14 protein-coding genes are annotated in these 14,213 nt (G+C 66.4%); 8 read left to right on the forward strand and 6 right to left on the reverse strand.

What is annotated here, in order from left to right; all coding sequences use genetic code 11:
* Positions 1–16: 16 nt before the first annotated feature.
* Positions 17–295 (forward strand): HU family DNA-binding protein, encoded by a 279-nt coding sequence (locus ACOGJB_RS14925; protein WP_419837881.1) that lies wholly within the window; start codon positions 17–19, stop codon positions 293–295.
* 8 nt (positions 296–303) lie between these two features.
* Here the strand turns inward: ACOGJB_RS14925 and ACOGJB_RS14930 are convergent, their stop codons facing one another.
* Positions 304–1,695: an MFS transporter gene (locus tag ACOGJB_RS14930; RefSeq protein WP_419837882.1), complete on the reverse strand. Its 1,392-nt coding sequence runs from the start codon at positions 1,693–1,695 to the stop codon at positions 304–306.
* Positions 1,626–2,843, reverse strand: coding sequence for a cytochrome P450 (locus tag ACOGJB_RS14935; protein WP_419837883.1), 1,218 nt, complete (start codon positions 2,841–2,843; stop codon positions 1,626–1,628). The genes ACOGJB_RS14930 and ACOGJB_RS14935 overlap by 70 nt, the downstream gene beginning before the upstream one ends.
* Before the next feature lie 187 nt (positions 2,844–3,030).
* Here ACOGJB_RS14935 and ACOGJB_RS14940 point away from each other — a divergent pair, with 187 nt between their 5' ends.
* The 7 genes from ACOGJB_RS14940 to ACOGJB_RS14970 all read left to right on the forward strand — a co-directional run bounded on the left by ACOGJB_RS14940 (position 3,031) and on the right by ACOGJB_RS14970 (position 7,907).
* Entirely contained in the window at positions 3,031–3,765 is a 735-nt protein-coding gene (locus tag ACOGJB_RS14940; RefSeq protein WP_419837884.1) for a crotonase/enoyl-CoA hydratase family protein, read from the forward strand.
* Positions 3,766–3,906: 141 nt separating this feature from the next.
* Positions 3,907–4,926 carry a zinc-binding dehydrogenase gene (locus tag ACOGJB_RS14945; RefSeq protein WP_419837885.1) on the forward strand — a complete coding sequence of 340 codons (1,020 nt, stop codon included), beginning with the start codon at positions 3,907–3,909 and terminating at the stop codon, positions 4,924–4,926.
* 11 nt (positions 4,927–4,937) lie between these two features.
* Positions 4,938–5,819 carry an amidohydrolase family protein gene (locus ACOGJB_RS14950; RefSeq protein ID WP_419837886.1) on the forward strand — a complete coding sequence of 294 codons (882 nt, stop codon included), beginning with the start codon at positions 4,938–4,940 and terminating at the stop codon, positions 5,817–5,819.
* A 119-nt stretch (positions 5,820–5,938) separates the two neighbouring features.
* The gene (locus ACOGJB_RS14955) at positions 5,939–6,385 is read left to right on the forward strand and encodes a hypothetical protein (protein WP_419837887.1); all 447 of its coding nucleotides are present in this window, start codon (positions 5,939–5,941) and stop codon (positions 6,383–6,385) included.
* A 2-nt stretch (positions 6,386–6,387) separates the two neighbouring features.
* A complete protein-coding gene (locus ACOGJB_RS14960) occupies positions 6,388–6,921 on the forward strand; it encodes a DUF6036 family nucleotidyltransferase (RefSeq protein ID WP_419837888.1) in 534 nt (177 codons plus the stop codon).
* Positions 6,922–6,947: 26 nt separating this feature from the next.
* Positions 6,948–7,328, forward strand: coding sequence for a TA system antitoxin ParD family protein (locus tag ACOGJB_RS14965; RefSeq protein WP_419837889.1), 381 nt, complete (start codon positions 6,948–6,950; stop codon positions 7,326–7,328).
* 6 nt (positions 7,329–7,334) lie between these two features.
* Complete coding sequence (locus tag ACOGJB_RS14970; protein WP_419837890.1) at positions 7,335–7,907, forward strand: zeta toxin family protein; 573 nt, start codon at positions 7,335–7,337, stop codon at positions 7,905–7,907.
* Between the two features lie 267 nt (positions 7,908–8,174).
* Here ACOGJB_RS14970 and ACOGJB_RS14975 read toward each other — a convergent pair whose 3' ends face one another.
* The 4 genes from ACOGJB_RS14975 to ACOGJB_RS14990 form a co-directional block, all read right to left on the reverse strand.
* Positions 8,175–9,248, reverse strand: coding sequence for an alpha/beta hydrolase fold domain-containing protein (locus ACOGJB_RS14975; RefSeq protein ID WP_419837891.1), 1,074 nt, complete (start codon positions 9,246–9,248; stop codon positions 8,175–8,177).
* 296 nt (positions 9,249–9,544) lie between these two features.
* Positions 9,545–10,366 (reverse strand): SRPBCC family protein, encoded by an 822-nt coding sequence (locus ACOGJB_RS14980; RefSeq protein ID WP_419837892.1) that lies wholly within the window; start codon positions 10,364–10,366, stop codon positions 9,545–9,547.
* A 187-nt stretch (positions 10,367–10,553) separates the two neighbouring features.
* Positions 10,554–11,867, reverse strand: a complete 1,314-nt coding sequence (locus ACOGJB_RS14985; protein ID WP_419837893.1) for a SulP family inorganic anion transporter — start codon at positions 11,865–11,867, stop codon at positions 10,554–10,556.
* Positions 11,868–11,939: 72 nt separating this feature from the next.
* Positions 11,940–14,195 (reverse strand): acetyl/propionyl/methylcrotonyl-CoA carboxylase subunit alpha, encoded by a 2,256-nt coding sequence (locus tag ACOGJB_RS14990; RefSeq protein ID WP_419837894.1) that lies wholly within the window; start codon positions 14,193–14,195, stop codon positions 11,940–11,942.
* Positions 14,196–14,213: the final 18 nt, after the last annotated feature.

A 14,213-nucleotide genomic window follows, 5' to 3' on the forward strand; every position in this document is an offset into this window, starting at 1 on the left:
CGAGAGGAACTGGACTGTGGCGAACAAGGCAGAAACCATCAAGGCGGTAGCCGCTGAAGCCGGTGTGGCTGCGAGCGACGCAGAGAAGACGCTGACGGCATTCTTCGATCTCGTCGCGGCAGAAGCGAAGGCCGGGGGCAAGATCGCCTGGCCGGGCTTCGGCACCTTTTCGATGTCTGAGCGCGGCGCCCGCATGGGTCGCAATCCCCAGACCGGCGAGTCCATCGAGATCGGTCCGAGCCGCTCGCTGAAGCTGGCAACCGCTGCTGCCATGAAGAAGCAGCTGATGAGCTGAGCTGACGCTCAGCCCAGCGGCGCCTGCTGGGGCGCCACAGCATTTCTTTGACGCATCGTTGACATGCAGATGCATGACGCCGCAGCTATCGCCGCGATGGCCCAATAGGTCGCGCTGAAGTTCCCGGTCCGGTCGGCGAGCCAGCCGCTCGTTGCCGGGCCGATCACCGACGCAGGGCCGTAGAACATCGTCATCGAGCCGAGGACTGCGGCAAAGGTGCGGTCAGAGACGTGATCGCTCACGAAGGTCGCAGTGAGCGACGGGAACGAGAAGGACGCTGCGCCGAAGACCACTACGGCGACAATGATCAAGGCGCCAGGCGCACGTGTCGCCAAGACTGCGCTGGCACCGGCGATCAGGGCCATGACCGTGGCCATGGTTGCGGGCCGTCCGATCCGGTCGCTGAGACGGCCGAAAGCCAGCGCGCCCACGATCGAGCCAGCGCCCATCCATGAGAACACGAGTGTCGCGGCCGTCCGGCTGAAGTCGTGATCGCCCTCCAGTGCCCGTCCCAAGAAATTGGCGAACGACGACGCCATGTACGCGAACCCCACATACGCCGCCACAGCCCGCTTCCATCCGTGAATTCGGAACAGGGCCCCGAACCCGCCCACAGCGGCAACGCGTTCGGTGCGTCGAGCCCGCACAAAGACTGACAGCGCCGCTAACAGCACGACTGAGAGCACAGCCTGGATCAGCCAGATGGGCCGCCACAGCGCATCGTCGGCCGCCAAGCTGCGAAGGGCAGTGGTCGCGAGTGGCACGCCGATCAGCGCAGCACCCATAGTGGCGGTGAGCGTGCCGAGCGCAGCACCGCGACGAGACGCAGGCACACCCTCGCTGGCAATGACCGGCGCCGTGAGCCAGATGCCGCCGCCGCCAAGGCCGGCCAGCGCCGTCCCGATCACCACGGCTGCGGCACTTGACGCTGTGCCGATCACCGCCAGACCCACGGTGGAGGTGACGATGCCGGCGCGCAGCAAGATGAACGGCTCGATGCGCCCGGCGGTGAAGGTGACGATGATCACTCCGGCGAAGTAGGCGCCCATGTTGGCCGAGCCGAGTGCGCCGATCAGCGTGTCGCTCAGCTCGAGATCGTCGGCCATTGCGGGCACCAGCACCCCGACCGTGGCCCGTCCGAAGACATGCGACACCACCCCGGAAAGGGCCACCAGCACCACCCGCCCCCAGCGCACGCGTTCGGTCGGAGGCTTGCCGCTTGCCGCGGCGTCTGTTGCCGGGGCTCCCGGCGTGGACACCGCGTTGGCGAGCGGGGCCGCAATGACCGTGAAGACCTCGGGCAGACGGCCCATCTGTGCGGTGGCGGGGGTCAGTGCCCCGGCGTGAACCTGATCGGCAGCGTTGATGGCCCCCAGATGCCGTTGGATACCGGCTTCCATTCCACCTCGCCGTCGAGGCGCAAATCAGGCATGCGCTGTGCGACGACCTTGAGTGCTTCTTGCAGTTCGGCTCGGGCCAAGAACGCACCCAAGCAGTAGTGGATGCCGCTGCCGAAGGTCATGTGCGGCGCACTCGACCGGCGAGTGATATCGAAGCGCAGCGGCTGATCGAACTGCGATTCGTCATGGTTGGCGGCGGTGAAGCTGGGGAAGATCAGCGTGCTCGGCGGGAACTCGACGCCGCGGTAGGCGATGTTCTCGCTGGCGTAACGTGCGGTGCCCCGGATGGCGCCGAAGTGCCGCATGACTTCCTCGGCAGCCTGGGGTGCGAGCGACGGCTGGTCGCGCAGCAGGCGGAGCTGGTCCGGGCTGCGAGCGAAGAGCTCCACAGCGCAGGCGAGCTGATTTCGCGTGGTGTCGGTGCCGGCGAGCAGCACGGCATTGGCCAGCGACTGCATCTCCTCGGTGGTCAGCCGGTCACCTGCTTCCTCCGCAGCGATCAGATCCGAGAGCAGGTCATCGCGGGGCTCGGCGCGCCGTTCGGCGATGAGCTGGGACATGTAGGCGCCCATCTCGTCCTGAGCGGTCATGATCGTTTGCAGGTCGCGCGCCAGGTTGCCGTTGAACACTCGGAAAATGTCGGTGGCGAGGCGGCTGAACAGCTCCCAGTCGTCTCGGGGGGCACCCAGCAGTTCGCAGACAATCGGTATCGGGTACGGCTCGCAGACTTCGACGACGAAATCGCCGTGGCCGCGGGCGCACAGCGGGTCTGCCAGCTCATTGATGACTTCGGCCATGAACGGGCGCAGCCGTTCGGCCGCCTTGGGAGTGAATGCCGGTCCCACGAGCCGACGCAGCCGCTGATGCTCGTCACCTTCCATGCCCAGGATGTTCTGCCCGCTGCGACGGTTCCATTCGGGGTCGTCGACGCCTTGCATCTGGGCGATGAGGCCGATGGCGCTGAACCAGCGCCGATCCCGCAGCATGGCGGTCACGTCCGCGTGCCGGGTGATGACGTATCCCAGCGGGGTGCGGGCGATCCAGGTACGCGCAGCCAGATCGGTCAGCGCAGCCCGCCGCTGCACTTCGCTGGCGTCGGCGTCGAGGCCGATTTCGGGCATCTCCACCTCGGCAACCGGCACAGCCATGGGCGCACCCTAATAACCGCTGCGCTGCCCCGGCACCGGCATGTCCTCAGCGAACACGCGGTTAGGTGCACCCCCTCGTTGTCGCACCAATTGTTCCCCGCTCGTGTTCGCTGTCGCTCACGGGCCGCTCGGGCCACGGCTTCGCCTATCGCCTCAGCCTCTCAGGCGCAGCCGTAGCATTCGGGCGATGAGTGACACCCCAGCATCAGGTAACGAACCCCCCAATGGCACGGTCTCGGCCGAGCGGCACGGCAGCGTGCTGCTGGTCCGGGTGGACGACGGCAAAGCCAATGCCTTCTCGGTGCCGATGCTTGCGGCGCTCGATGCCCAGATCGACGAGGCGGAGGCCGACGACGGCGTCGGGGCTGTGGTGATCGCAGGCAACGACCGAGCGTTCTTCGCGGGATTCGACCTCAACGTGATCCGCAGCGGCGACCGTGCCGCAACCATGGAGCTGGTGTCCGCGGGCGGCGCAATGGTGCGACGGACCTACGGCGCGTCGGTGCCGGTGGTGGCGGCCTGCACTGGCCATGCGGTCGCAGCCGGGGCCCTGCTGCTGCTCGGTTGCGATCACCGGATCGGGCCCGATGCCCCAGTCAAGATCGGCTTGAACGAGGTCGCGATTGCGCTGACCCTGCCGGACTGGGCCTTGACAATCTCCAAGGAGCGATTGTCGAAGCGTCACCTCCAGCGATGCGTCGCCAACGCTCGTCTCTTGGACGGCGCGGGAGCGGCCGAGGCTGGGTTCTTGGACGAAGCCGTCAGCCCCGATGCAGTGGTGGACAGAGCGCTCGAGGTCGCCGCGGAGCTCGCGGACACGCTCGACGCCCGCGCCTACGCCGGCACCGTGCGGGCCTTGCGCGGTGACGTGCTGGCCGACATGGACGCGACCATCGAGCGAGATCGAGCCTCGGCCTCGTAGCGGCTGCGCCGGCAGGTGATGCCATGGCGCGCTGTGGCGGGGAACGGCCGCGCGCATCCGTGGGCGGCCTCGCCGCTTCGCCATCGTCATATTCGTCGGCGGCTGAATTAGCGTCGCCGTCGGGGCACGGAGGTTGACGCAATGAAGGCAATCGTCTTCGACGAGCACGGCGACATCGACGTTCTGGCGTATCGCGACATCGACGCGCCCGAGTTGCAACCTGACGAAGTTCGGATTGCGGTGCGAGCCTGCTCGCTCAATTATCACGATGTGTTCACCCGCAAGGGAATGCCTGGCATCAAGGTGCCGCTGCCGGGCATTCCCGGCTGCGACGCCGCCGGGCAGGTTGCCGAACTCGGGTCCGATGTCGAGGGATGGTCGTTGGGCGACCGGGTGCTGGTGGACCCGGTCCGGTGGAACCGCGGGACCGGCACGTTTTCCATGATCGGCGACACGCTCTGGGGCGCCTACGCGGAGTACGTCGTGGTGGCTGCGAGCCAGCTGATCGCGCTGGCCGATGATGTCTCCTACGAGGATGCTTCATGCCTGCCCGTGGCCTACGGCACGGCACACCGGATGATGATCACCCGTGGCGAAGTCGGCCCCGACGACACCGTGCTGATCCTGGGCGCCAGCGGGGGCGTGGGCACCAGCGCGCTGCTGATCTCGAAGATGCGAGGTGCACGGGTGATCGCCGCAGCCGGCACCGACGAAAAATGCCAGCGCCTTGCCGACCTCGGCGCCGACGAAACGATCAACTACTCCGAGGTCGACATCGCCCGCTACTGCCGTGAACAGACCGGCGGTCTGTTCGGCGGGGGCGGCTACGACGTGGTGGTGAACTTCACGGGTGGTGACACGTGGGCCCGCTCGCTGCGCTGCGTCCGCCAGGGTGGGCGCGTCCTGACGTGCGGTGCGACGGCCGGCTACGACCCGCCGACCGACCTGCGGTTCATCTGGACCGCCGAGATGGACATCCGCGGATCCAACGGCTGGAAGCGAGACGACCTCGATGAGCTGCTGAGGATGGTGCAGACCCGCGAACTGGTGCCGGTCATCGACTCGCTGGTGCCGTTGCCCGACGGCGTGGAGGCGCACCGGGCCATGGAGGAGCGCCGCTTCTTTGGCAAGATCGTCATCACCGCTGACGCTCCCGTCTGAGCATCGCTGCCGTGGCCCACGACCCGAACGCCTCGGCGGACGGCAGCGACGGCGACGACATAGCTGTCATCGACTTCCGGTTCCGGCCCATCGGAGCGCGCAGCTGGACACCCGAGACCACCTACCACTACCTCGAGCGGATGGGCCTCGAACCGTGTCCCAGCTTCGTGTCCCAATCACGCGAGCTGATGTTCGCCGAGATGGACGAGGCTGGGATCTCGCTGGGCGTCATCGGCGTGCCGGGCCCCACGGGCATCCGCGGGCTCGACCCGACCGGCTCGGCCGAGATCAGGGCCATCGTCGATGAGCATCCGGACCGCTTCGTGGGGTTCGGCTCTGTCGAATCCAGTGATGTCAGCGCTGCTGTCGCGGCTATCGGCGAGCTCGCATCCCACGGAATGCGTGGCGTCACGGTCGACCCGTCCACCGCCGAGATCAGCCGCCGTTTCAACGACCGGGAGCTCTATCCGATCTACGAGGAAGCGCAGCGTCTCGGCCTCATCGTGTCGACCACGATGAGCTGTTTGCTCGGCCCGTACCAAGACGACTGCCGCCCCGAGTACGTCGACCACGTCGCCACCGACTTTCCCGGCCTCACGGTGTCCATGCAGCACGGCGGCTGGCCGTACGTGCGCGAGGCGCTCGGCGTCGCCTACAAGCAGCCCAACGTGGTGATCGTGCCCGGCCAGTACGTCCACTACGGGTTCCCCGGCTCCCAGGACTACGTGACCGCGCTGGCGCGCCAGCTTCCGGATCAGATCCTGTTCGGGAGCGTCTACCCGAATTGCGGCCCGCTCACCGACCTGCGCCGCATCGTGGCCGGCTGGGAGCTGCCTCGCCACATCGAGCGCAAATACCTGCGCGACAACGCTGCACGAATCCTCGATCGCTAACTGTGCTGCTGAGGAAGGCAGTTGGCATCAGTACGTGGTGCATGACGGCTCGGGCGAGGTCCGCGACCACTTCGGGATGAGGAAGATCGGCTGAAGGTCGCACCGTTACGCTGGCTGTCATGGCTGGCACTGGCGACGTGGTCACCGTCATCGGCAATTCCTCGAGCACGCCAGCGGGAATCGATCAGCCGCCGAATGCTCTGTGGCGCTATGTGCCGGCGTTGTGCAGGGAGAGCGAGGAGTGGCGACTGCGGCTAGTGCTGCACGATTTCGGTCTGGTCTGGGAGGACACGCCGATTGGGCGGCGCATCGAGCTCGTCATTCAAGAACCGCTTTGCATCGATCCGCACTGGGATGCGTTCCTCGCAGCGTATGTCGAAAACCGATGCCTAGAAGATGGCATCGAACCACCGACTTGGGTGCACCGGCCGGATCGCTTTCTGCGCACCTTCTGGTATGCCGGAGGCTGCCACGGCTACGACCGAGTCCGAACGATTGTGACGACGCCGACCGTGTTCGAGGCGCATGGCATCTGGTTCCCACGAGAAGAACTCATCGTCGTGTAGGCATGGAACCGCTCAGCGCTTCCGACATACGTGATGCCTTCGATGACCTCGCTGGACGGCTGGCGAAGAGGAATGTGAGTGCGCGCATCTACGTGGTTGGCGGGGCAGCAATGGCATTGGTGTATGACGAGAGTCGGCTCACTCGCGATGTGGATGCCGCAATCGTTGCTGGTTATGACGAGATCATGCGTGCGGCGGGGGAGATCGCCCGGGAACGCGGCTGGCCGACAACGTGGATAAATGAACAGGCGACGGCGTACATGCCCCCAGAGCATGAGCGACATGGTTCCACCGTGTACGAGCATCCCTGTTTGTCCGTGGTCGCAGCGTCCCCGCAGCACATGATCGCCATGAAGGCGCGCTCCGCCCGTCGAACCGATCAGTCAGACTTCCGCCGCTTGCTGGCGCTCAGTGACATCGACTCTCACGAGACCGTCAAGAACATCGTCTTGCAGGTGTTCCCGGGCGAACCGCTTGGTCCAAGACAGCTTCGATGGGTCGAGGAGATGATCGGCTCACGCAGCGACGATCCCTGATGCAGCAATCTGCTACAATTTTTTCGATGACGACGAGCAGCTCGCCCATCAGGATTGACGAGGAGATCTACAACTCTGCCAAGGTGGCGGCCCGGCTGTGCGATCGCAGCATCCCACAACAGGTCAGCCACTGGGCAAGGATCGGACGAGCGCTCGAGATGGCTCCGCAGATTTCGCTCGCTGACATACAGCGAGTGCTCGACGGCAACGCGTCCTACGACGACCTCAACGAACAGGAACAAGCCCTCGTGCGGGCACGATGGGATGAAATCGCAGAGAATCGCCGACGCTCTCTCAATCTCGCGGAAGAATTTCGCGCGTCCGGGCGGCAGTACAGCGGGCTTGACGACGACGGCAACGTAGTGGTGTTCCCATCACGAGAAGCAGGCGCTCTCGCATCGCCATAGGCGCCCGTGCCAACACCAGTCCTACACATCATCGCCGGACCGAACGGATCCGGGAAGACGACGCTGTATGAGCGCGTGCTCGACCACCTAGCTGTCCCGTTCGTGAACGCAGACCGCATTGCTGCTGAGCGATGGCCCGACCATCCGCAATCGCATGCGTATGAGGCGGCACAAGCCGCTCAAGATCATCGTGACTCGCTGATCGAGGGCAAGATCTCGTTTGCTGCCGAGACAGTGTTCTCTCACGAGTCCAAGATCGATCTGGTGCATCAGGCGCTGGCTGCCGGCTATGACGTGACCCTGCATGTGATCATCTTGCCGGAGGACTTGGCGGTCCAGCGCGTCGCTGACCGGGTCCGCGATGGCGGGCATGACGTGCCTGAGAACAAGATTCGAGAGCGCCACAGACGTCTCTGGAGACACATCGCCGAGGCCGTCACGCTCGCCACTGAAACCTGCGTCTACGACAATTCCTCGCCGGACAAGCCACTCCGTCGTGTCGCGCTCTTCCAGAACGGCAGGCCAATCGGTACGCCCGAATGGCCGGTATGGGCGCCTGCCGGCCTGGCGCACCTGTAGTCCCGTCTCGGCCACCTGACATTTTCGGGCACATGGCGTCTTCGCACTGTCCCAGTGTCGGCGGCGCCCAGCGCAGGCAGCAGTGGCGGTGCTGCTCGGCAGCGTGGAGGCAGCTTCCGTGCGCGGCACCTGCAAACGTCGAGCGACCGGCAAGGTCGCCAACCGAGACGCCGGCGTGGCGGTTTCGCCGCCGCCGCCGACGGGGCCCAAGCGTGCCGCGGCTCGCAGCCGCACGAGGTGCTCCGGGAAACAGGCGCCGAGATGTCGCTACACGGAGTAGGCGAAGTCGCGCAGCGCTGCGGCGGAGGCGGCGTACACCTCGGGCATGGCGGTGCGGAAGATCACATCGCCGGCATGACAGGTGCCGTTCACGGTCCGTGAAGCAGCGCTGTTGCCTGCCGCCAGCAACTTGCGGAAGTAGGCGAGGCCTTCGTCGCGCAGCGGATCGAGTTCGTTCACCGAGATGACATGCGGCGGCAGACCGGCGAGGTCTTCGACGCTGGCGTAGCTGGGCCACGCCAGCGGGTTGGCGGCGTCGGCGCCGCCGAGGTCGTACAGCTTGGCGATGCCGCCCATGTTCTCGCAGCCCAAGAAGTACTGGTCGTTCTCGGTCAGCGACGGCAGATCGGCGGGCGGGTCGGAATAGGCCCGCGAGATGTACGGGCACTGCGCGAACACGCCGTCGATGATGTCGAGATACCCGTCGCGCTTGGCTTTCAGCGTGGTGGCCAGCGTCAGATTCCCGCCGCCCGACTCGCCCGACACCGTGATCGTAGAGATGCCCAGAGTTGCCTTGTTGGCGGCCACCCATTGCAGGCCCGAGGCGCAGTCGTTCAGCCCGGCGGGGAACGGGTGATTGCCCAGCTTGCCGCCGCCGTTGCGGAACTCCACGCCGACCACGACGAGCCCGCGTGATGCCAGCTCGTTGCGCCAGTGGACATAGGACAGGCCTGCGGCGGACAGCAGCACCATGCCGCCGCCGTGGATGTGGTACACGCACGGCAGCGGGCCCTCTGCATCTGCTGGGCGGTGGATGAACAGCGTGACATCGTTGTCGTCGACGCCGCTGATCACCTCGGTGCTCGACACCACACCCTCGGGCGGTGTCAGGTCTGCGAACAGCGCATCGAAGAGCATCTCGAAGCCGGGCTCGGCTTCGTCCACCCAGGCGTACAGGTCGTCGGGCGCCGAGGTGTCGTTGACCGGGCTCGGCTCGCCGTGCCCGTCGAGGCCCATCGCCGCCAGCACAGCGATCATGCGCGGATCAGCGCGGGGGTCGGTGCCCAGCGTCATGTCGGGGTCGCCGAGCCGTCCGGGGCGGTGTACTTCGACGGTGCTCATGGGAACGCTCCTGTCCTGTGGCGCGGGCATTGTGCCCGGGCGCGCCGCTGACAGTAGTTCCCCGAGTCGACCCCGTATTCCGGCGTCAGGATCGCCCTCGCCTCTGACCGGCTGAGAGCGGTTCTCCGCGTTGGCTTCCGTCGGCAGAGTGCCGAAAGATCGGCCCTACCGGTTCGCGTCCTGAGAAGATGCGCGGATTGGTGATCCTTCCCGCTGTCGCACCAGTTGCTTCCCGCTCTTGTTCGCTGTCGCTCACGGGCCGCTCGGGCCACGGCTTCGCCCATCGGCTCAGCCTCTTACTCGGCGATGCGGCGTTCGACTTCGGTTTTGAGTTGTTGGTTGAACCAGGCGTAGCCCTGCACGAGTTGGTCGGCGAGGACTGCGGCGGGGTAGCCGGCGTCGTCGCCGGTGAGGGTGTCGATCTGGATGAACAGCGTGTTGGTGCCGTCGGTGCGGTCGATGATGTAGTGGTGGTCGTCGACGATGCCGGGGGCGAACGCCAGCGGGTCTGACCAGCCGAATGAGCGGCCTTCTTCCCAGGTGAGCACGTGGGGGAACGGGAATGCTTGGCCTTCGGCGAGGAAGGTGGCGACGGCTTCGCCGCCGTCGGTGAGGTCGCCGGTGAGGCCTTGGAAGGTGTCGCTCCATTCGGGCATGGTTGCGAAGTCGGTGAGCACTTCCCAGATCTGTTCGGGTGTGGCTGAGATGACGATCTCGGAGTACACCTGCAGCGATCCGTCGTCTTGGGTGCGCACCTCGGCCAGTGCCCCGATCGGGTCCAACATCGCCATGTCGTCCGATTCGGTCATGGCGTCGGACATCTCGTCGTCGGCCATGTCGCCTTCGATCATGGCGTCGTCGGCCATGTCACCGTCGGCCATGGCGTCGTCGTCCATGTCGCCGTCGTCCATGTCGCTGTCGGCCATGTCGCCGTCGTCGGCCGTGGTGGTTGTAGGCGATGTCTCGGCGGGCTGAATCGTTTCGGTGGCCTGTGTGGTGGCCGACGACGCACTCGAGTCGTCGTCGCCGTTGCTGCATGAAGCGGCCAGCAGCAGTGCAACAGCGGCGACGGACACGGCAAGCAGCCGCGCGCGGCGGCTCAGCAAGGACAGGTTCATGTCAGAAAACCTCGTGGAGTTCAAGATGGAGTTCGACAGACGAGCAGCAACGGCGAGTGTGCGTGAAGCACGCGACAGACGCGGAGCATACGCAGGCGAGCCGCCGCGTCAACATCGCTGCCAGCGGCAATCACCACTCAGCCGACCGCTGATCTGCTGACCGGCTGCTCGCCAGTGCGCGCGGCGTTCAGCCGAGCAAGCGGCGAGTCGCTTCCCGGGCCTCGTCCAGCGTGGAGACCTTGTGCTCAGGCGGGATTCGCCGCAGCACGTTCAGCGACTCGAGCGTGGCAGCGGGTTCACCGCCGAGCGCCATGACGATGCAGTGCACGTCTTCTGCCGATGCAGCGTCAATGAGCTGCTCGATGACGAGGGCGGCGCTGTCGTCCATGTACTCGGTCTCGGAGAAGTCGAGGATCACGACCTCATGGCCGACAATGTCGTCCCCGATCGTGCGGATGAGCTTGCTCGAAGAAGCGACGGTGAAGCTGCCGCGCAGCTTCACGATGCCGGTGCGGGCCGAGTAGGGGGCGATCTCGTTCGACGCGACGCTCTGTTCGGTCAAGAAGACCTGATCCAGCAGCGGCACGGACACGACGCTGTCGAGTTGGAGGCGCTCGAACTGGCGGGCGCCGACCATGCCGGCGGCGATGTTGCCGGCCCCGAGGCTCACGAGACTCCGATCGGGATCCAGCTGCGTGCGCGTCTGCGCGTCGGCGGCGAGTATCGAGAGCAGCGCCCTGACGGTGCTCAGCAGAGCGATGGTGAGCGCCGGGGTTACCGCTTCGGCGAGAAAGCCTGGCGACAGCACCGGTGCCGCGAGTTCAGGCAGGCCGGTCGGCAAGTCGTCGAGCGTTGCGACGTCTCTGAGCCACAAGACGCTCAGCAAGGTGCCTGCGGCCAGACCCGCCAGCATCGGCGGCACCTTCGTTCGAAGCCGCTTGGGCCACGTGAGGGCGACCGCCAAGGTGAGCGCTCCGATCGCGAGTGCAGCGAAGTCGACGTCGGCGAATGCCTCGGGCCAGTCCCGTACCGCTGTCGCAGGCTTCGTGATCCAGACGGTTTGTCCGAGGAACGAGCGGACCATCGAGACGATGATCAGGACGCCGACTCCCGATGTGAAACCTGCGATGACCGAGTACGGCGTGTAGGCGACGAACCTGGCCAGCCGCAACAGGCCCAACACGACTTGCATGAGCCCTGCCAGCATCACGATGGTGAGCGCCTTGCCCAGGCTGTCCGCGTACGTCGCGACGACGACGGCCATCGGAATGGCGGTGACGCTGGAGACGTCTCCGAACTGCGGGCGCTCGCGTTCGAAGACCCCCACGAAGATCCCCACAGCGACCGCCGCGTAGATGCCGCTGGCCGCGTCCAGACCGGCGGCGACCCCGAACGCGACCGACGGCGTCAGCACGACAAGCGCTGACATCACACCGCCTGCGATGTCCCCTCGCAATGTCTGTCGGTCGTAGGGCATGTCGGAGGTGGTCGAACCCCTCACAAGGCGAACGAGACGACGCTATTCGACTGCGGTGCCGTCCAGATTGCCCGATCGCCGGCCTCGTCGGCTGGGCTAGGTGTCAGCGGTAATGACGACGAGCAATTCGCCGTTGTCGACCTGATCGCCGACGCTGGCTCGCACTTCGCTCACCTCGCCATCTGCGGGTGCGGTGATCTGGTGCTCCATCTTCATGGCTTCCATCACCACGAGCACCTGACCGGCGCTCACCCGGTCGCCGGTTTCCACGTCGACCATCAGCACTTTGCCGGGCATCGGCGCAACGAGGCCGCCTTCGACGGTCTCGGCATCGGGATCGGGGAAGCGGGACCGTTGCACCAAGGCGACCGACCCGCCGACGGGCCCCGTCGCGTACCAGCGGCTGCCGCGGCGGCTCACCTCCCACGCGCCGCGAAATCCTGCGAGCCCCGGGACCGGAACCTCCACGTCGACGGTTGCGTCCACATCGTTTGCGTAGACAGCGTCGGCGTTCACGGCTTCGCGTGAGTTCGCTCCGGCATCGGCGAGGGGGCGGAGGCTGATTCCGTGGGTGCGTACCGACCAGTCGGTGTACGGCGAATCGTCGTTAGCGGACGCGGCTGCGTCGGAGGTGTCGCCGCTGTCGCTGCCGATGCCCGCGTACGGTCCAGTCGGTGGCAATTGCCCGACGCGCATCTTCCAGCTCCCGTCGCGCTGGCGGCGGTACTGCACGCTGGCCTCCACAAGCGCGCTCCCGATCGTTGCGGTGAGCGGCAGCACCTCGTCGGGCATGGCGCTGTTGCGATATCCCGATGTCATGAAGTCCAGTCGGGTGGCGTCACGCCGGTTGCACTCCTGCGAGACCAGCGCGACCGCGGCAGCGGCCGTGTGGATGAACAGCGGATGACGCGCAGGTTCCTGGGCGGCGAGGCCGCCGTTCGGCTGATCCGACATGCTTGCTTCAGCGTTCCCGAAGTACACCCGGTCGATGAAGTCGGTGGTGGTGTTGCCGGCGAGAAACTCGTCGCTGCGCAGCACGGCGGAAAGGAAGTCGCGGTTGGTCACAACGCCGCCCAAGCGGGTGCGATCGAGCGCCGATGCCAAGCCGAGCGCAGCTTCGGTCCGTGTCGGCGCTGCCACGACGACCTTGGCCAGCATCGGGTCGAACTCGGTGCCGACCACCGATCCCACCTCGATGCCCGAGTCGAAACGCGCCTGCGACCCGGCCACCGGCGCCCACAGCTCAACGGTGCCGGTGGCAGGCAGGAATCCGCTGGCGGGGTCCTCCGCGTAGAGGCGGGCCTCTACCGCGTGGCCGTTGATCGCCAGGTCGTCCTGGCCGTAGCCCAGCGGTTCCCCCGCCGCAATGCGGATCTGCTCGCGCACGAGGTCGAGGCCCGTGATCTCCTCGGTGACTGGATGCTCGACCTGCAAGCGCGTGTTGACCTCGAGAAACCAGAACTCGGCATCGTCGCCGCTGCCTTCGAGCAGGAACTCCACGGTCCCGGCGGAGTGGTAGCCGATGGTGCTGACTGCGGCGACCGCTGCTGCGCCCATGCGCTCACGCAGGGCTGGGGTGACCGCCGGCGACGGCGCTTCCTCGATCACCTTCTGGTGGCGCCGCTGGATCGAGCATTCCCGCTCGAAGCAGTGCAGGACGTTCCCGTGGGTGTCGCCGAGTACTTGGATCTCGACATGGCGGGGCGCTGGCAAGTAGCGCTCCAGGAAGACCGTGTCGTCGCCGAACGCGCCGGCCGCCTCCCGCCGCGCGGCGGCGATCGAGTCGGCGAGCGTGTCCGGGCCGTCCACGATGCGCATGCCCTTGCCGCCGCCGCCGGCCGAGGCCTTGACCAGCAGCGGGTAGCCGACGTCTGATGCGGCAGTTCCCAACTCGTCATTCGACATCGCGTCAGTCACCGGTACCGACGGCAGCGTCGGTACGCCGGCAGCGACCATCGTTTCCTTGGCAGCGAGCTTGTCACCCATGGCCGCGATGGCCGACGGCGGCGGACCGACCCAGGTGAGCCCGGCTTCGATCACGGCTCGGGCAAAATCGGCGTTCTCGGACAGGAAGCCGTATCCGGGATGGATCGCGTCGGCCTCGCTGTTGACCGCCGCGGCGGTCACCTTCTCGATGGAAAGGTACGACTCGGCTGCTGAACGGCCGCCGAGCGGCACCGACAGGTCGGCGTCGGTAACAAAAGGTGCTTCGGCGTCGCCTTCGGAATAGACCGCAACGGTAGAGATGCCCATCGACTGCGCAGTGCGGAAGACGCGACGGGCAATTTCGCCGCGGTTGGCAACGAGCAAGCGCCGGATCGGGCGGTGCGGGGTTGGAGTGTTCTCGCTCACGGCAGCCGCCCTACATCG

The organism is Candidatus Poriferisodalis sp. (assembly GCF_965208895.1).
GTDB lineage: Bacteria > Actinomycetota > Acidimicrobiia > Acidimicrobiales > Poriferisodalaceae > Poriferisodalis.

Bases quoted from the DNA above. Each gene is read 5' to 3' on its own strand.
- ACOGJB_RS14930 (WP_419837882.1), bottom strand. From the start codon at position 1,695: ATGGAAGCCGGTATCCAACGGCATCTGGGGGCCATCAACGCTGCCGAT.
- ACOGJB_RS14935 (WP_419837883.1), bottom strand. From the start codon at position 2,843: ATGGCTGTGCCGGTTGCCGAGGTGGAGATGCCCGAAATCGGCCTCGAC.
- ACOGJB_RS14940 (WP_419837884.1), top strand. From the start codon at position 3,031: ATGAGTGACACCCCAGCATCAGGTAACGAACCCCCCAATGGCACGGTC.
- ACOGJB_RS14945 (WP_419837885.1), top strand. From the start codon at position 3,907: ATGAAGGCAATCGTCTTCGACGAGCACGGCGACATCGACGTTCTGGCG.
- ACOGJB_RS14955 (WP_419837887.1), top strand. From the start codon at position 5,939: ATGGCTGGCACTGGCGACGTGGTCACCGTCATCGGCAATTCCTCGAGC.
- ACOGJB_RS14960 (WP_419837888.1), top strand. From the start codon at position 6,388: ATGGAACCGCTCAGCGCTTCCGACATACGTGATGCCTTCGATGACCTC.
- ACOGJB_RS14965 (WP_419837889.1), top strand. From the start codon at position 6,948: ATGACGACGAGCAGCTCGCCCATCAGGATTGACGAGGAGATCTACAAC.
- ACOGJB_RS14975 (WP_419837891.1), bottom strand. From the start codon at position 9,248: ATGAGCACCGTCGAAGTACACCGCCCCGGACGGCTCGGCGACCCCGAC.
- ACOGJB_RS14980 (WP_419837892.1), bottom strand. From the start codon at position 10,366: ATGAACCTGTCCTTGCTGAGCCGCCGCGCGCGGCTGCTTGCCGTGTCC.